The sequence below is a fragment of the Crossiella sp. NPDC003009 genome (assembly GCF_053591555.1).
Map to the genome: position 1 here is coordinate 37,857 of NZ_JBSFUA010000051.1, position 21,455 is coordinate 59,311.

The following is a 21,455-nucleotide window of genomic DNA, read 5'->3' on the forward strand; positions in this document are numbered from 1 at the left end:
TGTGGCCTACTTGGCGCCGAGCGCGTCCCGCAGCTTGACCCGGCCACCCGTGCGCAGCACCGCGTTGGAGTAGATCCGCCCGGCCAGCCGGATGAAGGCGAACATCCCGGCCACGGTGAGCACCACCGACACCGCGATCTCCCAGGCGGGCGCCACTCCCATCGCGATCCGCGCGGGCATGATGATCGGCGTGAACGGCGGGATCATGGACAGCACCTCCAGGATCCGGTTGCCCGGATCGCGGGGCAGCATCAGGAAGGTCAGCACCGCGGGCAGGATCGCGGCGAACAGCACCGGCTGCACCACCGAGCTGACCTCCTCCTGCCGGGCGACCAGCGCGGCGGAGGCGGCGAACAGGGTGCCGAAGGTGAAGAACCCGGCCAGGTACCACAGCACCCCGGTGACCAGGGTGCCGGTGATCTGCCCGCCGGGCAGGGTGAGCTGGTCGGTGGCGGTGGCCGCGGTGAGCGCCACCGCGGTGATCACGCTGACCTGCAACAGGCCCGCGATGCCGATCCCGGCGACCTTGCCGGCCAGCAGCTGCCACGGCCGCACCGAGGACAGCAGCAGCTCGACCACCCGGCTGGACTTCTCCTCCACCACACCCTGCGCCACCGCCATCCCGAAGATCATCAGTGACATGTAGAGCAGCGCGGTGATGCCGAGCGCGATGCCCAGGCGCTGCCCACGCTCGGGGTCCTTCGGCTCCAGCTGGCTCACCTGCACCTTGGCCTCGGCCACGGTGCGGCCCACCTGCGCGGGGTCCAGGCCGCCCTGGGCCAGCTGGGCGTCCAGCGCCTGCTGGCGGACCACCGCGTCCAGGCTGCCGCGCACCGCGTCGTTGAGGTCCCTCTTCACCAGCACCCGCAACGAGCCCGGCGCGCCGCTGACCAGCACGTCGATCTTGTCATCCTTGAGCTGCGCCTCGCCGTCGGCGGCGTCGGGCACCTCGGTGGTCTCCACCTGCTCGCCGAAGCCCTTGGCGGTGGCCTTGAGCTGTTCGGCCACCGCGCTGGCCTGGCCGGTCAGCCCGACCGTGGTCTTGGCGCTGCTCTGGCTGATGAAGTAGATCAACCCGACGTAGGCGGCGATGATCGCGATGATCACCGCGGTGCTGACCACGAAGGACTTGGAGCGCACCCGGGTGTTCAGCTCGCGGCGGGCCACCAGCCACACCGCGCGGGCCGGGGTCAAGGGGCTGCTGCTCATGCCGGGGATCCCTCGGTGACGACGTTGCGGAACAGTTCGGTCAGCGTCGGGCGGTGCGGCGCGAACTCGCGCACCTCGCCGGTGCGCATAGCCGCGGCCAGCACGCTCTGGCTGTCCGTGCCGGGCGCCAGTTCGACCAGGAACCGGGACCCGTGCACGCTCAGCTCGGTGACCCCGGTCTGGTTCCTGGCCCAGTCCGAGGGCGCGTAGGGCAGGTCGAGCAGGTAGCGGTCGCTGCCGCCGGAGCGCAGCTCGGAGACCTTGCCGCTGACCACCATCTGTCCACTTCGGATGATCCCGACCCGGTCGCACAGCCGCTCCACCAGGTCGAGCTGGTGACTGGAGAACATCACCGGCACCCCGGCGTCGGCCTGCTCCCGCAGCACCTCGCTCATCACGTCCACCGCCACCGGGTCCAGCCCGGAGAACGGCTCGTCCAGCACCAGCACCTCGGGCTCGTGCACCAGCGCCGCGGCCAGCTGCACCCGCTGCTGGTTGCCCAGGCTGAGCTTCTGGACCTCCTCGTCCCGCCGCTGCCCCAGTCCTAACCGCTCGGTCCAGGTGCCGGCCGCCCTGCGCGCGGCCTTGGCGGACATCCCGTGCAGCTCGGCCAGGTAGACCAGCTGCTCGGTCACCTTCATCTTCGGGTACAGGCCGCGTTCCTCCGGCATGTACCCGATGTGCCTGCGGGTCTCGAAGTCCACCGCGCGGCCGTTCCAGCGCACCTCGCCGGAGTCGGCGGCCAGCACGCCCAGCGCGATCCGCATGGTGGTGGTCTTGCCGGCGCCGTTGCTGCCGACGAAGCCGAACAGCTCACCGGCTCGGATCGAGAAGGTCATCTCCCGCAGGGCGACGACCTCGCCATAGCGCTTGGAGATCCGATCGATCTCCAGCACTGCCTCAGCCACGGCGTTTTCCTCTCGGTTGTCCAGTTCGCGTCCCCCGGCGCGGTGCCCGTGTCCACTATCTCCCAGCCCGGCGATTATCGAGCCCATTCCCGCCGGTCGTGAGCAGCCTGACACTCCCGGCCGCCCGGCGCCGCCTGACCGGCCGGGCTACCGTCGGGGGATGCCGACCATTCTGGGCGCGACCGCGCGCAGGGCCGGGTACACCGCGGCGCTGGCCGCCGGGCTCTGGGTCGTGTGGATCCTGTTCGGTCCGTGGCCCGGCCTCGAGGGCTCCGGCCTGGTGTGGGGCCTTGGCCTGGTGCTGCGCGGTGCGGCCGCCGGGTTTACCGGACTGGCCCTGCTGTGGCTCGCGTTGCTGGTCTGGGGCGCGGCGATCCGGGCAAAGGGCCGCTAGGCGCGCTGGGCCAGCAGCCGGTAGGCGTTGCCGCCGTTGCCGCGCTTGACCACCTGGTGCGCCAGCTTGTCGGCCACCCAGGCCAGCACCAGCAGCGGCACCCCCGCGGTGAGCACCGCTCGGTAGGCGACCCGCCGCCACCAGGTGGCCGGCCGGGGCCGCCAGGGCTGGTCCGGGTTGCGCGCCAGCCGGTTCAGGCCGAGGCCGACGGCCATGGTGAGGTCCATGGACTGGTCGGCGCGGCCGCGGTCCTGGGCCACCACGGTGAAGCCGCGCTCGGTCAGCGCCCTGACCAGGTTCTCCCTGGGCATCATGTGCTGGTGCTGCGGCGGGAACCACGGCATCCAGTAGGTGCGCAGCAGCCGCCCGTACCTGGAGCCGGGGTTGGGCACCTCGATGAGCAGGAAACCGCCTGCGGACAACACCTTCGCCGCCGCGTCCAGCTCCTCGAACGGCTCCCTGGTGTGCTCCAGGTAGTGGAACATGCTGATCACGTCGTAGCGCCCGGCCAGCTCGGCCACCAGCTCGGGGAACTGGCCGCGGTAGCCCCGGTCCACCCAGCCGCGCCTGGCCGCCTCCTCGATGCCGGCGCCCAGGTCCAGGCCGTCGAAGGCGGTGTCCGGCCAGACCTCGCGGGCCAGGTTGGCGAAGTGGCCGTGGCCACCGCCGACGTCCAGCCAGGTGCGCGGGGTGGTGAACGGGGCGAGCATCTCGGCCCGCCGCCGGTACACCGCGGGGCCGGCGGAGAACGCGGTCTCCGCGGTGCGCGCGCCCTCGCCGTCGTAGCAGTCGCGGTAGTAGAAGTCGAGACCGGCCAGGTTGAGCCGGGGGTTCTGGAACACGTGGCCGCAGTCCGCGCAGCGTTCCAGGGTGAACCGGCCCGGCTTGTTCAGCACCAGGTCCGCGCAGCGCACGTGCGGCTTGAGCGCGGTGCCGCCGCACCACGGGCAGTCCGCGCGGCGCGGCTCGAAGAAGCGCTCGGTGCCCTGGGCCAGCTCGGCGGCGTAGGCGGCACGCAGCTCGGCCACCCGGTCGCCCCTGACCCTGGTGCGCCACAGCGCGGCCAGCGTGCGGGCCCAGTTCGCCGGATCGCGCAGCAGCCGCAGCGCGGCGTGCCGGTGCAGGTCAGCCGGCCGGACCGGGCTGCCGGCGAAGACCAGGTAGGGCTGGAGGCTGAACAGTGCCAGCGCGCCGAGGCCGAGGATCGGCTGGGCCACCACGCAGGTGATGAGCGCGGCGTAGCAGACCAGCGGCGGCACCACGGCGCGGAACAGGCCGCGTTCGGCGCGCAGCCGCTCGGCCCGCTGCGCCGGCGTCTCCTGGATCACGCCGAGACCGGGCGCGACGGCGAAATCCGTTGCGGTGCAAGCCAACCGCTTCAACCGGGTGGTGAGACCGGCGGTGGTCACGGTGTCCGGCGCGGCCTCGCCGAGTTGTTCGCGCTCGGCCACGTCGGCGTCCACCAGCAGTGCGTGCCCCGCGCCGCCCGCACTGGCCAGCCGGGTGGCCAGGAAGTCCTTGCCCAGTCCCGCGCGGGCCAGGTCCAGCGCCCTGGCCACCCCGAGGCGGCGCGGGACGAGGTCCAGCACGGACAGGCCCTGCCGCTGCGCCCAGTCCTCGGCGGCGGCCCTGGTCCGTTCCGGCAGCTCCACGCCCTGGGCCGGCACGAACCGGAACCGGCCGTGCGGACCGTCCTGCTCGTCGTCGAGCACCGGCAGCCAGGCCAGCTGGCCGCGCAGCCGGAAACCGTTGAGCACCAAGGCGATCATCGTGACCACCGGTAGCCAGCCCCACATCATGTCAGCATCTCCACCCGGTCGGCCGCCGCCGCGGTACCACCGGCGTCGGCGAAGGACGCCCGGATACGCTCTGCCGCCGCTCGGTATCCAGGGAAGGTCAGCACATCGAGAATCGAGTCCCGCAGCTCGGCCGGTCCGACCCGGCCGAACCGGACACGTCGGCCCGCGCCCGCCTCGACCACCTGGTTGGCGATGATCGGCTGGTCGTCCCTGATCGGGGCGACCACCAGCGGCAGGCCGTGCGCGAGGGTCTCGCACACCGTGTTGTGCCCGCCATGGCATACCACCGCGTCCGTGCGCGCCAACACCTCCAGTTGGGGCACGAACTCCCGCACCAGCACATGGGCCGGAAGTTCTCCAAACAACTTGGGTGGCGCGGCGATGGTGACCTGGAGCCGGGAGCCGAGTGGCTCGACCGCGGCCAGCACCGCGTTGAGGAAGCGGGCGCCGTTCTCCCGGTCCACCGTGCCCAGGGTGACCAGCAGGTGCTGCCGCCGTCCGTCCAGCCATTCCCATGGATAGTCCACAATGGATGCCCGAACGCCCAGCGAGGGCCCGACGAAGGCGTAGTGGCCGGGGTAGTCGATCTTGGAGCCGACCAGGCAGCGGGTGGTGTAGGCGAGCACCAGGTGCTCGGAGAACCGCAGGTCGCCGCGCTCGGCCAGGGCCACCGGAACCTGCTGCGCGTGTTGCAGCGCGGTCAGCTGCTCGCGCACCCAGGCGCCGAACTTGGGCACGGCGGCGAACTGGTCGGTCAGCTCGGCCGAGGTGGTCGCCGAGGTGGCCCAGGGCAGCCCGTGCCGCCGCGCCACCACGCCACCGGCCAGCGCCTGCTGGTCCACCACCAGCACATCCGGCCGGAACCGCTCGACCGCCTCCTCCACCCCGGGCACGCTGGACTCCGCCAGTGGGATCAGGAAGTCCCGCCAGAGGAACTGGAAGGCCGCGGGACCGCGTAAGCCGCGCGAGCGGGTCACCACCTCGGCCAGCCAGTCGTCCGGGCCGCGCTGCACCGGCATGAGCAGCTCCGGCTCCGGCAGCAGCGGGGCCACCACCTCGCGGTGGCCGACCCAGGCGACCTCGTGCCCGCGCCCGGTCAGTTCGTGGCCCAGCGCCACCGTGGGCAGCGTGTGCCCGGCCAGTGGCGGCACCACGAACAGGACCCGGCTCACCGCAACCACCTTGCCAGCACTTCGCGGACCTGGCCGGCCGCCTCGGTCAGCAGCATGTGCGACTGCTCCGGCAGGATCTCCAGCTCCAGCTGCGGCAGGTACTTCTGCAACACGCTGACCTCGGGCAACAGCTCGGACTCCGAGCCGTAGACGGCCAGCACCGGTGCGGTCACCGCGGCGTAGCGGTCCGGGCTGAACGGCTCCTGCCTGCCGATCTCGGCCACCATGCTGGTCCTGAGCAGCAGTTCCTCCACCTGGTGCACCCGCCGGTCCCACTTGCGGCCGCTCATGTGCGTGAAGTGGTGGTCGTACCGGCCCGCGATCGCCTCGTTGAGGGTGGCCGCCATCCGCTCGCCCCAGCCGGGGGTGGGCACCAGCGACTCGATCAGCATGATCTTGTCCACCCGCTGGGGGCGGTGCGCGGCGAAGGCCAGCGCGAGCAGGCCGCCGTAGCTGTTGCCGACCAGCCGGACCGGGCGGTGCTCGCCCAGGACGTCCAGCAGCGCGTGCAGGTCGGCCACCGAGTCGTCCAGGGTGTAGCCGGTGGGCGGCCGGTCGGTGCGGCCGTGTCCGCGCTGGTCGTAGCAGAGGGTGCGGGCCCCGGCGGTGGCCGCCGGGGTGGCCAGGGTGAGGTAGAGGCCGGAGAGGTTGTCCACCACCAGGCCGTGCAGGAAGACCACCAGTGGCGCGTCCGGTGGGGAGTCGGCGGTGGCCAGCGGCTGGACGTGGAAGGTGAGGTTGTTCGCCCGGACCTCGGTCATGGGGCGGCCCCGCGGTCGCCGGCCAGGCAACCGGCGATGTAGCGGACCAGGTGGCCGACGGTCAGGCCGACGGCCTCCTCCACTTCCTTGTCGGCCAGGAAGGCGGCGAAGTTGACCGAGCCGCCGTAGTGCTCGCGCAGCTTGGCCGAGAGCGCGACGAACTCGATGCTCTCCAGCTCCAGGTCCTCGTTGAACGAGGTGTCCATGTCGATCTCGACGGTCTGCGCGTACTCGGGCCCGATCACGGCCTCGAGCAGTTCGGTCACCGTGGCGAGCACCTGCTGCTCCACCTCGGAAGCCAGGTCTGCGTAACTCATTGCGTTCACTCCCTGTCACGGCGCTGCGAACACCGGTGATGACGTGACACCGCGGACACGGGGCCGCAGGGGGCCGTCCTCTGTGGAGGGTCCGAGGCGGTGTTTCCCTAAGGTGACAGGTTCCAAGCCGGGATTGCTTGCGGTTGCGGCAAAAACGCCGCCAAGACAACCCGTTTGAATGACGCTGCAAGCGATCCGGCGACATTGGCTACGCTGTGTCGTCAGAGCCCTTCGGTGGCCTTGCGCACCAGCGCGGTGACGGAGTCCAAGGCCCGCAACCGATCCGAGGGCACCAGGCCGATCCGGCTGCGCCGGTCCAGCACGTCGTCGGCGTCCAGCGCGCCCTCGTGCCGCACCGCCCACACCACCTCGGCCGCGGTGACGCCGAGCCCGTCGGCGACCTCGGCGCCCAGCCTGGGGTCCAGCTGGGCCAGCGCGGCCAGCCGCACGGCTTCCGCGCCGTAGCGGGCAACCAGCCGCGGCGCTACCTCCATTGTGGACAGATACTCGGCAGGCGCGGCGCCGACCAGCGGCACCTGTGCGCTGCGCGAGGGCCCGGCGGTCAGGCCGCGGCGGGCGATCGCGGCGTCCACGGCGTCGGCGGCCATCCGCCGGTAGGTGGTGAGCTTGCCGCCCACCACCGTGGTAACTCCGTCCGGGGAGGTGAGCACGGCGTGTTTGCGGGAGAGGTCCGCGGTGCGGCCACTCGTACCCGGAAGGTCGATCAAGGGGCGCAGACCGGCGAACGCGCCGAGCACGTCGGCCGGGCCGAGCCGCCTGCCCAGCACGGTGCCGGCCACGTCCAGCAAGAAGTCCACATCGGCCTGCGGGACCTCGGGCACCTCCGGCACCGGCCCGTCCATCGGCTCGTCGGTCAGGCCCAGGTAGACCCGGCCGTCCAGCTGCGGCAGCAGCAGCGCGAACCGGTTGCGCTCGCCGGGCACCGGCACGGTCAGCGCGGTGCCGCCCAGGCCGAGCGCGGCGCCGTCGAGCACCAGGTGCGAGCCGCGGGAGGGCCGCAGCCGCACGCCGGGCACCAGCCGGTCCGCCCACACCCCGGTGGCGTTGATCACCGCCTTGGCCCTGATCCGGACGGTCTCGCCGGTCAGCCCGTCCACCACCTCGCCGCCGGAGCCGTCCAGGTGCACCGCCCTGGCCCTGGTGATGATCCGGGCGCCGAACCCGGCCGCGGTGCGGGCCAGCGCGACCACCAGGCGGGCGTCGTCGACCAGTTGGCCGTCATAGGAGAGCAGCCCACCGCGCAGCCCGCTCACCCGCAGGCCACTGGCCAGCGCCAGCGCCTCGGCGGCCGGCACCCGGCGGGGCGCGGGCAGCACCGCGCCCGGCGTGCCCGCCGTGCGGCGCAGCAGGTCACCGGCGCGCAGCCCGGCCATGAAGACCGCCTCCTGGCTCCGGCTCACCCCGGCGCCGCGGGCCGGCCGGTGCAGCGGGATGAGCTGGGGCAGGGTGCGCACCAGGTGCGGGGCGGTCCGGGTCATCAGCAGGCCGCGCTCCACCGCGCTCTCCCTGGCCAGCGCGAACTCACCGTGCGCCAGGTAGCGCAGGCCGCCGTGCACCAGCTTGCTGGAGAACCGGGAGGTGCCGAAGGCCAGGTCCTGCGCCTCGACCAGGGCCACCGACAGGCCGCGGGCGGCCGCGTCCAGCGCGACCCCGGCCCCGGTCACCCCGCCGCCGACCACCAGCAGGTCGAGCTGGTGGCCACCGGCGAGGTAGGCCAGGTCATTGGCCCTGCGGGTGGCGTTGAGCGAGGTCGCGCGCAGCGAGCCGGCCGGCAGCATCGGAACGGTCATGGCCGCAGCACCGCGTCCAGGCCGTGCCGCAGCTCGGCCAGCAGCGCGGCCTCGTCCGGCTCGGCCACCGCCAGCCGCAGCGCGAAGACCACCGACTGGACCATCAGGAACAGCAGCCTGCACTGCGCGGCCACGTCCCCGGCGCGCACCGAGCCGTCGGCCTGCCCGGCCAGCACCTGTTCGCGCAGGAACTGCTCGGCCAGCCGCTGGGTGCTGCCCATCCGCTGCACCAGGTAGGGCAGCAGCAGTTCGGGGTCGACCTCCAGGATGGTGCGCATCAGCGGGTTGTGCGCGACCTCCCGCCCGGCCGCCACCGCACCGGCGACCAGCCGCTCCCGCGCGCTGGGCAGGTTCGCCGAGGCCGAGGCCACCGCGCTGAGCAGGCCGCGGAACTCGCGGGTGAGCAGCGCGGCGACCAGGCTGGTCACGTCCGGGAAGCGGCGGTACAGGGTCATCCGGCTCACCCTGGCCCTGCGCGCCACCTCGGCCAGCGTGGTGCGCCGCACGCCCACGTCGAGCACGCAGTCCTTGGCCGCGGCGAGCAGGACCTCGTCGTCCACCCGCTGGCCGCGGATCACCGGCGGGGCTTCGGAGGTGTGACACTCGGACGCCATGTGTCACACTGTAGCGGTGACCGAGCGCATCGACCACACCCTCCGCACCAGCTGGACGCCCGAGGGCGCGAAGGCGGCGCACCTGCCGTCACACGCGCTGCGCTGGCTCCGCTCCCGCATCGGCCTGGCCGAGGTGACCACGCCGGTCGGGCCGGGCTCGCTGCACCCGGTCGCCGACTCGGCGCTGCCACCGGCCGCGCTGGCGGCCCTGGTCGAGGCGGTCGGCCCGGCGGCGGTGCTGACCGACCGGGAGGCCCGGCTCGGCCGCGCCGGCGGACTGTCCTATGTGGACTTGATGCGGCACAGGGGCTGCGGTGAGCTGGCCATCCCGGACGCGGTGGTGCTGCCCGCCGATCCCGGGCAGGTGCAGCGGGTGCTGGAGGTCTGCGCCGCGCAGGACCTCGCGGTGGTGCCCTTCGGCGGCGGCACCTCGGTGGTCGGCGGGGTGAACGCGCTGCGCGGGGCCAAGGCCTCGGTGGTCACCCTGGACCTGGCCCGGCTGGACAAGCTGGTCTCGGTGGACCCGATCTCGCACACCGCGGTCTTCCAGGCTGGGGTGCGCGCGCCGGAGGCGGAACGGCTGCTGGCCGCGCACGGCTTCACCCTCGGCCACTTCCCGCAGTCCTTCGAGCGGGCCACCCTCGGCGGGTTCGCCGCCACCCGCTCGGCCGGTCAGGCCTCCGCGGGCTACGGCCGGTTCGAGGACATGGTGCACGCGCTGCGGCTGGCCACCCCCGCCGGTGAGCTCACCCTCGGCGGCGTCCCGGCCTCGGCGGCTGGCCCTGACCTGAAGCGGCTGGTCATCGGCAGTGAGGGGGTGTTCGGCGTGATCACCGAGCTGACCCTGCGGGTGCGCCCGGCGGCCACCTTCCACCACTACGAGGGCGTGGTGGTGGACGGCTGGGAACGCGGCGCGGCGGCGGTCCGCGCGCTGGCCCAGCAGCGGGTGCTGGCCGATGTCACCCGCCTGTCCGACATGGACGAGACCGAGGTGTCCCTTGAGCTGGCAGGCGGCTGGAAGGGCCGGGCGTTGCGCGCCTACCTGCGCACCAGGGGCGTGGTCGCGCCCTGTCTGCTGATCCTGGGCTGGGAGACCGGGTCCCCGCGCGAGCTGGCCACCCGGCGGCGGGCCGCGCTGAACGCGCTGCGGGAGTTCAACCCGGTGCGGCTGGGCCGCCCGCTCGGCGAGGCCTGGCGCAAGGGCCGCTACGGCGGGCCGAGGCAGCGGGACGCGCTGCTGGAGGCCGGGGTGTGCGTGGAGACCCTGGAGACCGCGGGCGACTGGGCCGGGCTGGCCGCGCTGCGCACCGCGGTCCGCGGCGCGCTCACCGACTCGCTGAGCACCGCGGGCGCCCGCCCGGTGGTGATGTGCCACGTCTCGCACGCCTACGAGACCGGCGCCTCGCTGTACTTCACCGTGCTCACCCCGCGCGCCGGCACCGCACCGGTCGAGCAGTGGCAGCGGGCCAAGGCCGCGGCCTGCGACGCCATCGTCAACCACGCCGGCACCATCACCCACCACCACGCGGTCGGCGTGGACCACGCGCCCTGGCTGGCCGCCGAGGTCGGCGACCTGGGCGTCGAGGTGCTGCGCGCGGTCAAGGCCCGGCTGGACCCGACCGGCGTGCTCAACCCGGGAAAGCTCGTGTGACACGCCGCGGGGCTGGTGCGCTCGCGGCCGGGGGCCTAGGGTCCGGCAATGGGTGATGTGCTGATCCGTTCCGTCCGCCCGTGGTCCTCCGCGCCCGACACCCCCGCGATCGACGTGCTCTGCCGAGCCGGTGCGATCGCCGAGCTTGGGCCGGAACTCACCGCCCCACCAGGGATTGCGGAGGTCGACGGCGCCGGTGGCGTGCTGCTGCCCGCGCTGGTCGCCGCGCACGTCCGGCCGCGCGCCGGAGCGGCCGAGGCCACCCTGGCCCGGCTGGTCGCCGCGGGAGCCACCCTGCTCCGCGTGCACGGCCCGGCCGAGGACCTGGACGAGCTGCTGGCCGCCCGGCAGGTCTTCGCCGACCGCGCCACCATCCAGCTGGTCGCCTTCGTGGCCGGCGGGCTCATCCGCGAGGAACGCGGCGAGAAGCTGCTGGACGCCGCGGTGGCCGCGGGCGCGAACCTGCTCGGCGGCCTGGACCCGGCAGGCCACGACCGCGACCCGGTGCGCCACCTGGACCTGCTCTTCGAGCTGGCCGAGCGGCACTCCGTCGGCATCGACCTCCAGCTGCGCGACCCCGGCGAGCTGGGCGCCTTCGTGATCGAGCTGATCTGCGAGCGGGTGGCCGCGCTGGACATGCGCGGCCGGGTCACCCTCTCGCACTGCCTCGCACTGTCCACTGTGGAGGATCACCGGCGCGAGCTGCTGGCCGAGCTGCTGGCCGAGCACGGCGTCTCGGTGACCACCCTGGCCACCGCCTGGGGAAGCCCGCTGCCCCTGCGCCGGTTGCGCTGGGCAGGCGTGCCGGTCGGCCTCGGCGACGACGGCGGCGACCTGCTCGACCAGGCCCGCCTGCTGGCCGAGGCCAACGGTTTCGAGCGGGACGACGAGGTCGAGCTGTGCGCCGACGTGGCCACCCGCGACGGCGCGCGGGCGCTGCGCGTCGGCGGCTACGGCGTGATCGAGGGCGACCGGGCCGAGCTGATGGTGCTGCCCGCCGACTCGGTGGCGGAGGCGGTACGGCAACGGCCGCCGCGCACCCTGGTGGTGCACGACGGCCGGGTGGTCAGTGGCGGTTAGACCGTGACGAGCATCTTGCCGGTGTTCGCGCCCTTGAGCAGGTCAAGGAAAGCCTGCGGGGCGTTGGCCAGGCCCTCGACCGTGGTCTCCCGGTAGCTGATCTTGCCCTCGGCCAGCCAGCCGCCGACCTCGGCGAAGAACTGCTCCTGCATGGACCCGTACTCGTTCACGATGAACCCGCGCAGGTTCAGGCCCTTGCCGACGATCTGGATCATGTTGCGCGGGCCGGTGGGCTCGCCCTTCTCGTTGTACTGCGAGATGGCGCCGCACAGCGCGAACCGGCCGCCCGGCTTGGCCGCGCTGATCGCCGCCTCCAGGTGCTCGCCGCCCACGTTGTCGAAGTACACGTCGATGCCCTCGGGCGCGGCCTCGGCCAGCAGCTCGGCCACCGGGCCGTCCTTGTAGTTGAACGCGGCGTCGAAGCCCAGCTCCTTGACCAGGTACTCGACCTTCTCGGCGCTACCGGCTGAGCCGATCACCCTGGAGGCGCCCTTGAGCTTGGCGATCTGGCCCACCAGCGAGCCGACCGCGCCGGCCGCGCCGGAGACGAACACGACATCGCCCTCGCGGAACTGGCCCGCGGCCAGCAGGCCCGCGTAGGCGGTCAGGCCCGGCATGCCCAGCACGCCGAGGAAAGCGCCGGCCGGGGCCAGGTTCGCGTCCACCTTGACCGCGTGCTTGACGTCCACCTTGGCGTACTCGCGCCAGCCGCCCATGTGCAGCACCAGGTCGCCGACGGCGAAGCCGGGGTCGTTGGAGGTGACGACCTCGCCGACCGCGCCACCCTGCAGCGCCTTGCCCAGCTCGAACGGCGGCACGTAGGACTTCACGTCGTTCATCCGGCCGCGCATGTACGGGTCGACGCTCATGACCTTGTTGCGCACCAGCAGCTCGCCCTCGCCTGGGGTGGGCACCTCGGCCTGGACCAGGTCGAAGTTGTCCAGGGTGGGCCAGCCCTCGGGGCGGGAGGCGAGACGGATTTCCAGGCCGGTGGACGGGGTGGTCATGCGGAGCTCCTCAGCAGAGAACGTGTCACTCACTGACAAAAAACATACCATGACAATAGGCGGAGCGCGACATCTGACGTAGACTGACGATGTGAGCATGGTCAAGGACGAGCTGGGTCTGCGCGAGCGCAAGAAGCTGCGCACCAAGAACGCGCTGGTCGACGCCGCCCTGAAGTTGTTCTTCGGCAAGGGTTTCGAGGCCACCACCGTGGAGGAGATCGCCGCCGCGGTGGAGATCTCGCCGCGCACCTTCTTCCGGTACTTCGCCGGCAAGGAGGACGTGGCGCTGGCCCAGTTCGCCGAGATCGACGAGTTCTGCATCACCGCGCTGGCCGCCCGCCCGGACACCGAACCGCCGGTGACCGCCACCCGCGCCACCTACCTGGCCATGTTCGACCACATCGCCGCACTGGACGGCGGCCCGGCCCGCTACTGCGCCACCCACCGCCTGATCGGCCAGACCCCGACCCTGTTCGCCCGCTGGCTACAGACCTCCGCCCAGGTCGAGCACCGGCTGGCCGAGGTGATCGCGGCCCGCCAGGGCGTCTCCGCCGAGACCGACCTGCGCTGCCGGCTGCTGATCCGGGTGGTCTGCGCCAGCGCCCGGCTGGGCATGGAGACCGCCTGCCTGCGCGGCTACGACACCATCGACGAACTCCGCGCCCTGGTCATCGAGGCCCTGGACCTGGGCATCGCGGGCCTGCCGGCCGCCTGGTCCAGCGCTACCGAGCGCTGGTGACGCGCACGCCGGTCAGTCCCGGCGGCGGATCAGCCCGCCGCGCTTGCGCAGCAGCTCCTCCAGCCCGTGCTGCGCGGCCTCGATCTGCTCCGTGCGCTGCTCGATGGTCAGGCCGTCGGCCGGCAGGACCGGCTTGGGCAGCGGCTTCATCTGGAACCAGCGCTCGTCGTAGAACAGGTCGCCGACCTTGCGCCAGCGTTCCTTCAGCTCCTTCTCGATCGCGCTGAGCTGCTGTTCGGCCTGCACGTGCCGGTCCTTGGCCTGGCGGACCACGTCGGTCAGCTCCTTGGCGCGTTCGGCGTCCACCTTCTGCATCCGGCGCACCGCCTCGTCCACCTGGCCGGTGATCGCCCGGTAGCGCTCGCTCGCGGACGGCTCGTTCACGGTTGGCCCTCCCCGCTGGCCTCTGCGGTGTCGAACGGGATGACGACCTCGGGTCGCGCGTGCTCGGACTTGTCGAAGAACAGGCCGCGGCGGGGCCGGGGCGACCAGCTGATCAGCTGGCCGGCGGCCAGGCTGGACAGGTCGGGACCGTGCACGTCCAGGGCCACCCAGGCGCCCAGGTCCTCGATGCCGCCGCCGAGGAAGCCGCTCTTGAGCCGCTGCACGCTGCGCCACCAGCCGATGGTGTGGGTGGCCAGTTCGGGGCCGTGCTTGAGGATCTGCTTGAGACTGTCCACTCCGGACTGCCGGGTGGTCGGGTCCTTCTGCTCCAGCAACGGGTAGGCCGCGTCGATGGCGTAGAGCACCAGGTAGTGCGGCCGGGCCGGTTCGTTGTTGCCCGCGCCGCGGGCCGCGCGGGCGCCCAGGTCGGCGGCCAGCGCGTCTAGCGCGGCGCGCACGCCGTCGCTGTCGAGCAGTTCGACCTCGTTGCCGGTGTCCTTGAGCGCGCAGGTCAGCGTCTCCGCGGCCGGGCGGGCGTCCTCGGTCAGGCAGATCAGGGTGAACCTGGCCTCGCCGGGAAGGTGTTGCCGGGCAAGGGAAAGCGTGGCCGCGGCGAGCACGCTGGCGGCATCGCGCAGCACCGAGCCGAGGGTGGCGATGTTGCGGCCGGGCGTGCGCGCCAGGGTCACCCCGGCCGCGCTGCCCGCCACGTCGATCACCTGGCCGAGCAGCGCCACCGGCGGGCGGCCCCGGCGCGGCTCCAGCAGCCGGAAGTCCTCCACTGTGGACAGTGGTGGCACGTGGTCACCGTCGAACAGCCTCGGCTCGCCCAGGTGCGCGGGCCTGCGCTGCCACAGCTCCACCTGCAACGCGTCGAAGGTGCCGCGGCTGGTGGCGTCCGGGATGCGGGCCACCTCGTTGCCGTGCCGGACCCCGGAGTCGTGGTTGATCACCGCGTGCCGCCGCGGGATCTCGATCGCGGCCTGGTTGGTCTCCACCAGCACCCGGCGCGCCTTGGGCAGCGCGATCCGCACGATGAACTGCTCGAAGATGGCCGGCTTGCCCCAGAACGCCTCGATGCCGGAGACGTCCTGGCTGGAGAGCACCAGGTGGATGCCCTGCGAGCGCCCGCGCCGCGCCACGTCCTCCAGCAGCCCGGCCGCCTGGCTGGTCACCGCGTCCCGCTCGGCGAAGAGGAACTGGAACTCGTCGATCACCGCCACGATCCGCGGCCACCGCCCGTCCGCGTCCTCCGCGCGCAGCTCCTCCAGCTTGGTCACCTCGTGCCGCTTGGCCGCCTCCGCCCTGCGCCGCATCTCATCGGCCAGGTACTTCAGCAGCGCCAGCCCGAACTCCCGGTCGGCGTTGACGTTCACCCCGACCAGCCGCGCGTGCGGCAGCCAGCTCGGGTCCTTGCGACCGGGGGTGAACTGGGCGAAGGACACGCCCTCCTTGAAGTCCAGCACGTAGAGCTCGAGCTCGTCGGGGGAGTAGCGCGCGGTGAGGCTGCCCAGCATCGCGTACAGGAAGTTGGTCTTGCCGGAGCCGCTCGGCCCGCCGATCAGCGCGTGCGGCGAGGAGTCGCCGAGGTGCAGCAGCACGTCCTGGCCGTCGCTGCGGCCGATCGGCGCGCTCAGCCCGGTGGCCGAGTGCTCCGCCCAGCGGGTCTCCGGCAGCAGGTCGGCGAAGGTGCACACCCGGCTGCGCCGCTCCAGCAGCGCGTCCGCGATCGCTCCGCAGGCCATCGGCACCCGGTCCCTTGGCAGCGGCTCGTCCAGGGTGATCACCGCGTGCTCGCCGGTCATGGTGGAGGTGACCCGGCCGTCCTCGTGCAGCTCCACGGTCTCCAGCGGGCTGTTCACCGACAGCCGCATGTCCACCATGACCAGCTGGATGCCGCAGGCCAAACCATTGCGCGCGACCCGTTGCAGCTGCTGGCGGAGCTGGTCGTCCAGGTTCTCGTGGTTGCCGAACAGGATCGCGATCCGCCACGGTTCCGAACGTTTGCCGGTGGCCGCGGTCAGCGCGCGCAGCGAGTGGTGGCCGTCCACCAGGATCCGGGTGTGCACCCGGCGGATGTGCTCGGAGAACTCGCTGAGCAGGTCCTGCAACCGGCTCGGGTCGTGCACGGTGAGCAGCCCGGCGCGGGCCAGCGGGTACAGGCCGGGCAGCGAACCGGTGAACTGGCCGGTGTCCCACACGTGCACCTGCACCAGCCCCGGCTGGAAGTAGGACAGCGTGCGCAGCACCAGCGTCTCCACCAGCGCCTCGGCCAGCATCCTGGTGTTGTGCGCGGAGACCACGTGCAGGTGGCCGTGGTCCAGCAGGGGCACCGCGGCCGGGAACTCCTCGGCCAGCGAGGCGTCCTCCAGCCGGGCCGAGCCGATCCGCCACAGCCCCGGCGCGGGCGTGCTGCCGTCCCGCTCGCCCGGCCTGCCCAGCCAGTGCTCCCAGTGCTCGCCAGCGGAACCGGGCGCGTGCTCTTCGACCAGCGCGGTCAGCGTGGCCGGGCCGTCGCCGGTCCACTGCGCGAAGACCTGCTCGTGCTCGGCCAGCGCGCGTTCGGCCAGCGGCCGCAGCGCCGGGTCGGCCCACTGCGCGGCGAAGGCCGGATCCGCTTGCACGGCACGGATTCCGCGTTTGCGCAGGGTCAGCTCGAACTCGGCCCTGCGGTGCTGGGCCTCGGCCACGATGTGCTCCTGCCGCGCCGCGCCCAGAGCCATCGCGACGGCGTCGTGGAACTCGCCGAAGACCTCGCCGATCCGTGCCCGTCGCTCGAGCTTCTTGCTCACGCTGCACCGCCCAAGATCACGTCGTCAGTGTCACAGGGAGGTCATCAGGCCTTCTACCCGGTCCAGCGCGGCGGTGACCAGCTCCACGGTGCGGCCGTGCCCCTGGCCCGCGCCCAGTAGCTCGGGCGGGACCAGCGAGGACGAGTGGTGCTTGCCCGCTTTCGCCAGGGCGGCCAGGGATTCCCCGATCAGTTCGTCGGCCTCGATCAGCACCTGATGTGCCTGGAGAAGCTGCTCGCGCACCGACGCCAGTGCGGCCGCGACCTCCGCGATGGACGACACCGGGCCTACAGCCTGTTCGCGTAGCCCTCGGCGGTGTTGATCGCCTGGGTCACCTGCTGGTGCGTCTCGGTCAGGTTCGCCATCGCCTGGTCCAGCATGTTCGCGGCCTGCTCGGCCTCGGGCTGGCTGCTGCCCTGCACGACCTGGAGCAGCGCGCCCTTGGCCTGCTCGATGGCGCTGGAGGCCGCCTGCAGGGCGCCGAGGCTCTCGTTCGCCTTCTCGTTGGCCTGGAGGATTCCGTTGCGAACCTGCTCCACACTTGCCATCTTGCGCCCTACTCCTCCACGCGGCTCCAGCCGTGCCACGGACATGGCACGGCTTATTTAGTTGAAGGTAATACCCAAACCCCACCCCAGTACAACCAAGATCAGGCTGAATTCCACCGCCATTGGAGTGAGGGCCGGGACTACGCGGCGTGCCCTCTACCGCCGTCCGGGGGCTTGTTCCAGGTCACGGACGCATCACAGGATCGTGCCGTACTGATCCTCTGGAAGGACGGCTGCTCACATGGCGAAACGCCTCTTGCTGCGCACCGCGCTGGCCGCCACCGCGGTCGCCGCGGCCGCGCTGCTGCCGGTGCCCGCACTGGCCACCGGGGCCGCTGACCCGGCCCGGATCCTGCACGTCACCGCACCCGGCGACCCGGCGGAGCTGGGGCAGAAGCTGGTCGAGGCCGGGTTCGACGTCCTCGGCCGCGAGGGCTCCTCGATCCTCGTGCTCGGTCAACCCGGCGCGGACGACCGGCTGGCCGGGCTCGGCGCCCGCACGGTCGGAGTCCAGCAGGCGCCGGCCGCGGTGGCCCCGCGCGCGGCCGCGGCCTACCCCAAGCCGAAACGACTGGCGGACAAGGAGTATCCGACCTTCTACGGCGGGTACCGCACGGTCGAGGGCTTTCACTCCTTCGTGGCCGACGTGGCCAAGCGCTACCCGGAGCTGACCAAGCGGGTCGGTTACGGCGAGTCCTGGCAGCGGCAGCAGGACCCGGCCAAGGGCAACCGGCTGGAGGCGCTGTGCATCACCGCGCAGGCCTGGCGCGGCTGCGAGCTGAAGCCGGACTCGGCCAAGCCGCGGTTCCTGCTGATGGCCCAGATCCACGCCCGCGAGGTGACCACCAGTGAGATGGCCTGGCGGTTCATCACCAGGCTGCTCGACGGCGCGCACAGCGACGCCGAGGTGGCCGCGCTGCTCGGCGGCACCGAGGTGTGGGTGGTGCCGCAGGTCAACCCGGACGCCATCGGTGTGGTGCAGGACGGCCTGACCAACTCCGGCACCTCGGCCAACAGTTCGGCCTGGCAGCGCAAGAACCTCAACGACAGCAACAGCGTCACGCCCTGCCCCGGCCCGTGGAGCGCCAACCACGAGGGCATCGACCTCAACCGCAACTGGGACTCCCGCTGGGGCGGTGTGGGCACCTCGACCAACCCCTGTTCGCAGACCTACCGCGGCCCGAAGGCGGCCAGCGAGCCGGAGACCCACCACCTGGCCGGGCTGTTCGAGAAGCTGTTCCCGGACCAGCGCGGCCCCGGCGAGAATGACGCGGCCCCGGCGACCACCCGCGGCGCGATGATCACCCTGCACACCTACGGCAACCTGGTGCTGCTGCCCTGGGGCCACGACCCGAAGGCCAAGACCCCCAACGACGCCGGGCTGCGCTCGATGGCCTTCCGGATGAGCGGCTACAACGGCTACAACACCGGCCAGCCGGGCGAGGTGCTCTACAACGTCACCGGCGCGACCGACGACTGGGCCTACGACAAGCTGGGCATCGCCGGGTTCACCTTCGAGATCGGCCCGAACAGCGGTGAGTGCAACGGTTTCCACCCGGCCTACAGCTGCCAGGACAAGTTCTGGGAGCTGAACAAGGACGCGCTGCTGTACGCGGCCAAGTCGGCGCGGCAGCCCTACGTCTCCACGCTGGGGCCGACCGTGTCCGGGCTGAGCGTCAAGCGCGGCCTGTTCAGCGTCGAGGTCGCGGCCAAGGCCGATGACAATGCCTACGGCAACGTCGGCGTCGGCCGCCCGGCCGCGCAGAAGGTGGTCGAGGCCGAGGTCTACCTGGACCGCGCGCCCTGGGACGGCGGCAAGGCCCGCAAGCTCAAGGTCGGCGGCGACGGGACCACGGTCGAGGTCGGCGGCAAGGTCGGCGCCTGGGGCCTGGAGCGCCTGGCCTACGTGCGGGCCAAGGACGCCGACGGCAACTGGGGTCCGTACACCGCGGCCTGGGTGAAGTGACCTGCTGACCGGGGCTGGGCCACCGGCCCGGCTCCGGTCACTGCTCCGCCGGTCCCGCGCTGAGCTGCAACGCGATCACCCCCGCGGCCGGCGCGGGATCGGCTGACCAGTAGCTGACCGCGTGCTCGCCGTCGAACTCCAGCGCGGACCAGTTGTCCTGCCCGAGCTGGGCCATCGCCGCCTTGAGCGCGGTGGCCGCGTCCCCCGGCACCAGCCCGAGGTCGAACTCGACGCCGAGCACGCCGGGCCCGCACGGGGTGAAGTCGGTCAGCTCGCCGTGGTGGGTGATCCGGCTGGCCACCGCCCTGGCCTGCCACTCCGCCCCGGCCCGCCGGTCGGCGGCCACGTCAACGGACAGCCGCAGCCGCTGCACCGGCCCCGCGGGCAGCACCACCGGCGCGGGCTCCGGCACCACCTCGTCCGGGTCCTCGGCGGCGGGCGGCTGCTGCTGCAGCGGGCTCGCGCCCAGCCAGGCCTCCACCAGCACCCGTTCGCCGCCGGGCACCAGCTGGGTGACCAGGTCGGGCTCGTCCAGCACGGTCCATGCGGTGGGCGGCTCGCAGGAGACCCTGGGCATGCCGACATCCGGCCCCAGCCCTCGCACGAAGGTGCGCACCGCCCTGGACAGCGCCCCGGCGTCGCTGGCCGAGGCCCGCTCGGCACTCGGCTGGCTGATCGTCACCGACCAGCAGCCCGGCTCCTCGTCGGAGCAGTCACCGGCCTCCACGATCCGCCCGCCGCCCAACGCGACCAGTCCCAGACAGGCGTTCCTGGCCTGGGACTCGTTCTCGGCGGCGACCACCACGGTGATCAGCAGCTCCAGCTCGTCTTCCACCATCGCGTCGCAATTGTCCCTCAGTGGTGTGAACACGGAGTGCAGTGGTCCCGTTCCGCGGCCAGCACCACCCCGGCGGCGTGCACCACCGCTGCCACCCGCAGCACCTCGTGCACCTCCGGCACACCCGCTCCCGCTGCGCGCGCCTTCCGCTCGTGCAGCTCAAGGCACACCCGGCAGCCGTTGACCGCGCTGACCGCCACGCACCACAGCTCGAAGTCGGCCTTGTCCACCCCCGGCCGCGCCACCACCCGCATCCGCAACCGCGCGGGCAGCCGCCGGTACTCCTCGTCCGCCAGCTGGTGCTTGGCCCGGTAGAACACGTTGTTCATGGCCATCACCGCACCGGCGGACCTGGCCGCGTCGAACGCCTCGGCGGACAGCACCCGCTCAGCCCGCCCGACCAGCTCACCCAGCGCCGCCACCCGCCCCGAGGTGACCGCCACCGCCACCACCGCGCCCCACAACCGCTGCTCGGACAGCACCGAGTCCCCGAGCACCGACTCCAGGTTCGCCCGGATATCCGCGGCATAGTCCGGCATCACCAGGGAAACGCTAGTCCAGCAGCTCGGCCACCCACACCCGCCGCGCTGGCGGCCACCGCTCCTGCCCGCCGCCGGTGAAGTGCACCGCGATCATGCCGTCGGTCCACGGCGTGGCCGACTCCACCCGCGCCACCGGCCCGATCTGCCCGTACCGCCGCACGAACATCCCCTCGGCCAGCTCAGCCGCGGTGACCCGGTCCAGGTTCCTGGCCCGCGAGCACGGCCGCGGCCAGCGCGTGGACACCCGCCACAGCGCGAAGCCCAGCACCGCCGCGGCCGCCGCCCAGGCCGGTTCGGCCGGGACCAGCGCCACGGCCAGACCAGCGCCGAGCAGCGCGCACAGCAGGCCGGAGCTGACCACCCGGTTGCCCAGCAGCAGCCAGCCGGAGGTGCGCACCAGGCCGTCGGCGAGCTGGCCCCTGGGCGCGGAACCGTTGGGCAGCAACGGGATTCCGCCGTCTTCGGGCAGCGGCTCCATGGTGCCGGGCAACCGGGTCGCCGAGGCGGCCGGGCCCAGCACGTCCGGGCTCACCGGCACCCGGTGCGCGCAGGCGGCGCAGGCCAGCACGATCCCGGCCCGCGCGGAGCGGTCCCGGTACAGCCCGAGCACGCCGTGCCCGGCCGGGCAGCGGTAGGCCACCGGGTTGGTCGGCACCTGCCAGGCCCGCAACACCTTGGTGGCCTGGGCCAGTTCCACCGTCACACCGCCCGCCAGACCGCGCGCCGCTCGCCGGGCTTGCGCACGCACCGCAGCGCCGTGCCCGCCTTGGTCACCGCCCGCTCGCCGATCTTCGGGCAGCGTTCGCCCAGCTTGGCCACGCTGGTCCGGGCAGGCGGGGCCGAGCTCGGTGGCGGCGCGGGCCGCACCGGGGCCTCCGCCCGGTTGCGGGCCGAGGTGCTCGCGGTGCAGCAGGCCACCGACC

22 protein-coding genes are annotated in these 21,455 nt (G+C 72.8%); 5 read left to right on the forward strand and 17 right to left on the reverse strand.

Features of this window, described 5'->3' with window-relative positions:
* Positions 1 to 6: 6 nt before the first annotated feature.
* Both ACWDY5_RS34885 and ACWDY5_RS34890 read right to left on the reverse strand, forming a co-directional pair.
* Positions 7 to 1,209 (reverse strand): ABC transporter permease, encoded by a 1,203-nt coding sequence (locus ACWDY5_RS34885; protein WP_449726400.1) that lies wholly within the window; start codon positions 1,207 to 1,209, stop codon positions 7 to 9.
* Positions 1,206 to 2,117, reverse strand: a complete 912-nt coding sequence (locus tag ACWDY5_RS34890) for an ABC transporter ATP-binding protein (RefSeq protein WP_449726401.1) — start codon at positions 2,115 to 2,117, stop codon at positions 1,206 to 1,208. Before ACWDY5_RS34890 ends, ACWDY5_RS34885 begins: the two co-directional genes overlap by 4 nt.
* A 160-nt stretch (positions 2,118 to 2,277) precedes the next feature.
* On the opposite strand from ACWDY5_RS34890, the gene ACWDY5_RS34895 reads away from it, so the two are divergent.
* Entirely contained in the window at positions 2,278 to 2,511 is a 234-nt protein-coding gene (locus tag ACWDY5_RS34895; protein ID WP_449726402.1) for a hypothetical protein, read from the forward strand.
* On the opposite strand, the gene ACWDY5_RS34900 is transcribed toward ACWDY5_RS34895, so the two are convergent.
* From ACWDY5_RS34900 to ACWDY5_RS34925, 6 genes are all read right to left on the reverse strand, one after another.
* The gene (locus tag ACWDY5_RS34900; protein WP_449726403.1) at positions 2,508 to 4,310 is read right to left on the reverse strand and encodes a class I SAM-dependent methyltransferase; all 1,803 of its coding nucleotides are present in this window, start codon (positions 4,308 to 4,310) and stop codon (positions 2,508 to 2,510) included. The genes ACWDY5_RS34895 and ACWDY5_RS34900 overlap by 4 nt on opposite strands.
* Positions 4,307 to 5,482 (reverse strand): glycosyltransferase, encoded by a 1,176-nt coding sequence (locus ACWDY5_RS34905; RefSeq protein WP_449726404.1) that lies wholly within the window; start codon positions 5,480 to 5,482, stop codon positions 4,307 to 4,309. Before ACWDY5_RS34905 ends, ACWDY5_RS34900 begins: the two co-directional genes overlap by 4 nt.
* Positions 5,479 to 6,243, reverse strand: a complete 765-nt coding sequence (locus tag ACWDY5_RS34910; protein ID WP_449726405.1) for an alpha/beta fold hydrolase — start codon at positions 6,241 to 6,243, stop codon at positions 5,479 to 5,481. The genes ACWDY5_RS34905 and ACWDY5_RS34910 overlap by 4 nt, the downstream gene beginning before the upstream one ends.
* Positions 6,240 to 6,560, reverse strand: a complete 321-nt coding sequence (locus tag ACWDY5_RS34915; RefSeq protein ID WP_449726406.1) for an acyl carrier protein — start codon at positions 6,558 to 6,560, stop codon at positions 6,240 to 6,242. The genes ACWDY5_RS34910 and ACWDY5_RS34915 overlap by 4 nt, the downstream gene beginning before the upstream one ends.
* 221 nt (positions 6,561 to 6,781) lie before the next feature.
* Positions 6,782 to 8,371 carry a glycerol-3-phosphate dehydrogenase/oxidase gene (locus tag ACWDY5_RS34920; protein WP_449726407.1) on the reverse strand — a complete coding sequence of 530 codons (1,590 nt, stop codon included), beginning with the start codon at positions 8,369 to 8,371 and terminating at the stop codon, positions 6,782 to 6,784.
* A complete protein-coding gene (locus tag ACWDY5_RS34925; protein WP_449726408.1) occupies positions 8,368 to 8,985 on the reverse strand; it encodes a TetR/AcrR family transcriptional regulator in 618 nt (205 codons plus the stop codon). Before ACWDY5_RS34925 ends, ACWDY5_RS34920 begins: the two co-directional genes overlap by 4 nt.
* Before the next feature lie 16 nt (positions 8,986 to 9,001).
* Here ACWDY5_RS34925 and ACWDY5_RS34930 point away from each other — a divergent pair, with 16 nt between their 5' ends.
* Both ACWDY5_RS34930 and ACWDY5_RS34935 read left to right on the forward strand, forming a co-directional pair.
* Entirely contained in the window at positions 9,002 to 10,636 is a 1,635-nt protein-coding gene (locus ACWDY5_RS34930) for an FAD-binding oxidoreductase (RefSeq protein ID WP_449726409.1), read from the forward strand.
* Between the two features lie 48 nt (positions 10,637 to 10,684).
* A complete protein-coding gene (locus tag ACWDY5_RS34935) occupies positions 10,685 to 11,716 on the forward strand; it encodes an N-isopropylammelide isopropylaminohydrolase (RefSeq protein ID WP_449726410.1) in 1,032 nt (343 codons plus the stop codon).
* On the opposite strand, the gene ACWDY5_RS34940 is transcribed toward ACWDY5_RS34935, so the two are convergent.
* Complete coding sequence (locus tag ACWDY5_RS34940; protein WP_449726411.1) at positions 11,713 to 12,723, reverse strand: NADP-dependent oxidoreductase; 1,011 nt, start codon at positions 12,721 to 12,723, stop codon at positions 11,713 to 11,715. The two genes, ACWDY5_RS34935 and ACWDY5_RS34940, sit on opposite strands and share 4 nt — an antisense overlap.
* Before the next feature lie 97 nt (positions 12,724 to 12,820).
* On the opposite strand from ACWDY5_RS34940, the gene ACWDY5_RS34945 reads away from it, so the two are divergent.
* Positions 12,821 to 13,462, forward strand: coding sequence for a TetR family transcriptional regulator (locus ACWDY5_RS34945; RefSeq protein WP_449726421.1), 642 nt, complete (start codon positions 12,821 to 12,823; stop codon positions 13,460 to 13,462).
* Positions 13,463 to 13,474: 12 nt separating this feature from the next.
* Here ACWDY5_RS34945 and ACWDY5_RS34950 read toward each other — a convergent pair whose 3' ends face one another.
* Genes ACWDY5_RS34950 through ACWDY5_RS34965 form a run of 4 tightly spaced genes read right to left on the reverse strand, consistent with a single transcriptional unit; the run spans position 13,475 to position 17,186 of the window.
* Complete coding sequence (locus ACWDY5_RS34950) at positions 13,475 to 13,846, reverse strand: hypothetical protein (RefSeq protein ID WP_449726412.1); 372 nt, start codon at positions 13,844 to 13,846, stop codon at positions 13,475 to 13,477.
* Positions 13,843 to 16,638: an FtsK/SpoIIIE domain-containing protein gene (locus ACWDY5_RS34955; protein ID WP_449726413.1), complete on the reverse strand. Its 2,796-nt coding sequence runs from the start codon at positions 16,636 to 16,638 to the stop codon at positions 13,843 to 13,845. Before ACWDY5_RS34955 ends, ACWDY5_RS34950 begins: the two co-directional genes overlap by 4 nt.
* 30 nt (positions 16,639 to 16,668) lie before the next feature.
* The gene (locus ACWDY5_RS34960; RefSeq protein WP_449726414.1) at positions 16,669 to 16,920 is read right to left on the reverse strand and encodes a hypothetical protein; all 252 of its coding nucleotides are present in this window, start codon (positions 16,918 to 16,920) and stop codon (positions 16,669 to 16,671) included.
* Between the two features lie 5 nt (positions 16,921 to 16,925).
* The gene (locus tag ACWDY5_RS34965) at positions 16,926 to 17,186 is read right to left on the reverse strand and encodes a hypothetical protein (protein ID WP_449726415.1); all 261 of its coding nucleotides are present in this window, start codon (positions 17,184 to 17,186) and stop codon (positions 16,926 to 16,928) included.
* Positions 17,187 to 17,427: 241 nt separating this feature from the next.
* Between ACWDY5_RS34965 and ACWDY5_RS34970 the strand changes: the two genes are divergently transcribed.
* Positions 17,428 to 19,152, forward strand: a complete 1,725-nt coding sequence (locus ACWDY5_RS34970; protein ID WP_449726416.1) for a M14 family zinc carboxypeptidase — start codon at positions 17,428 to 17,430, stop codon at positions 19,150 to 19,152.
* Between the two features lie 37 nt (positions 19,153 to 19,189).
* Here ACWDY5_RS34970 and ACWDY5_RS34975 read toward each other — a convergent pair whose 3' ends face one another.
* The 4 genes from ACWDY5_RS34975 to ACWDY5_RS34990 form a co-directional block, all read right to left on the reverse strand.
* Positions 19,190 to 19,990 (reverse strand): hypothetical protein, encoded by an 801-nt coding sequence (locus ACWDY5_RS34975; protein ID WP_449726417.1) that lies wholly within the window; start codon positions 19,988 to 19,990, stop codon positions 19,190 to 19,192.
* 17 nt (positions 19,991 to 20,007) lie between these two features.
* Positions 20,008 to 20,529, reverse strand: coding sequence for a carboxymuconolactone decarboxylase family protein (locus ACWDY5_RS34980; RefSeq protein WP_449726422.1), 522 nt, complete (start codon positions 20,527 to 20,529; stop codon positions 20,008 to 20,010).
* Between the two features lie 13 nt (positions 20,530 to 20,542).
* Positions 20,543 to 21,229, reverse strand: coding sequence for a hypothetical protein (locus ACWDY5_RS34985; protein ID WP_449726418.1), 687 nt, complete (start codon positions 21,227 to 21,229; stop codon positions 20,543 to 20,545).
* A 2-nt stretch (positions 21,230 to 21,231) separates the two neighbouring features.
* A partial coding sequence (locus ACWDY5_RS34990) for a hypothetical protein (protein ID WP_449726419.1) occupies positions 21,232 to 21,455 on the reverse strand: 224 nt, incomplete at its 5' end.

Coding starts and splice junctions, on each gene's coding strand:
- ACWDY5_RS34910 (WP_449726405.1), bottom strand. CDS start 6,243: ATGACCGAGGTCCGGGCGAACAACCTCACCTTCCACGTCCAGCCGCTG.
- ACWDY5_RS34975 (WP_449726417.1), bottom strand. CDS start 19,990: ATGGTGGAAGACGAGCTGGAGCTGCTGATCACCGTGGTGGTCGCCGCC.
- ACWDY5_RS34980 (WP_449726422.1), bottom strand. CDS start 20,529: ATGCCGGACTATGCCGCGGATATCCGGGCGAACCTGGAGTCGGTGCTC.
- ACWDY5_RS34885 (WP_449726400.1), bottom strand. CDS start 1,209: ATGAGCAGCAGCCCCTTGACCCCGGCCCGCGCGGTGTGGCTGGTGGCC.
- ACWDY5_RS34935 (WP_449726410.1), top strand. CDS start 10,685: ATGGGTGATGTGCTGATCCGTTCCGTCCGCCCGTGGTCCTCCGCGCCC.
- ACWDY5_RS34915 (WP_449726406.1), bottom strand. CDS start 6,560: ATGAGTTACGCAGACCTGGCTTCCGAGGTGGAGCAGCAGGTGCTCGCC.
- ACWDY5_RS34895 (WP_449726402.1), top strand. CDS start 2,278: ATGCCGACCATTCTGGGCGCGACCGCGCGCAGGGCCGGGTACACCGCG.
- ACWDY5_RS34945 (WP_449726421.1), top strand. CDS start 12,821: ATGGTCAAGGACGAGCTGGGTCTGCGCGAGCGCAAGAAGCTGCGCACC.
- ACWDY5_RS34900 (WP_449726403.1), bottom strand. CDS start 4,310: ATGATGTGGGGCTGGCTACCGGTGGTCACGATGATCGCCTTGGTGCTC.
- ACWDY5_RS34965 (WP_449726415.1), bottom strand. CDS start 17,186: ATGGCAAGTGTGGAGCAGGTTCGCAACGGAATCCTCCAGGCCAACGAG.
- ACWDY5_RS34925 (WP_449726408.1), bottom strand. CDS start 8,985: ATGGCGTCCGAGTGTCACACCTCCGAAGCCCCGCCGGTGATCCGCGGC.
- ACWDY5_RS34970 (WP_449726416.1), top strand. CDS start 17,428: ATGGCGAAACGCCTCTTGCTGCGCACCGCGCTGGCCGCCACCGCGGTC.
- ACWDY5_RS34920 (WP_449726407.1), bottom strand. CDS start 8,371: ATGACCGTTCCGATGCTGCCGGCCGGCTCGCTGCGCGCGACCTCGCTC.
- ACWDY5_RS34940 (WP_449726411.1), bottom strand. CDS start 12,723: ATGACCACCCCGTCCACCGGCCTGGAAATCCGTCTCGCCTCCCGCCCC.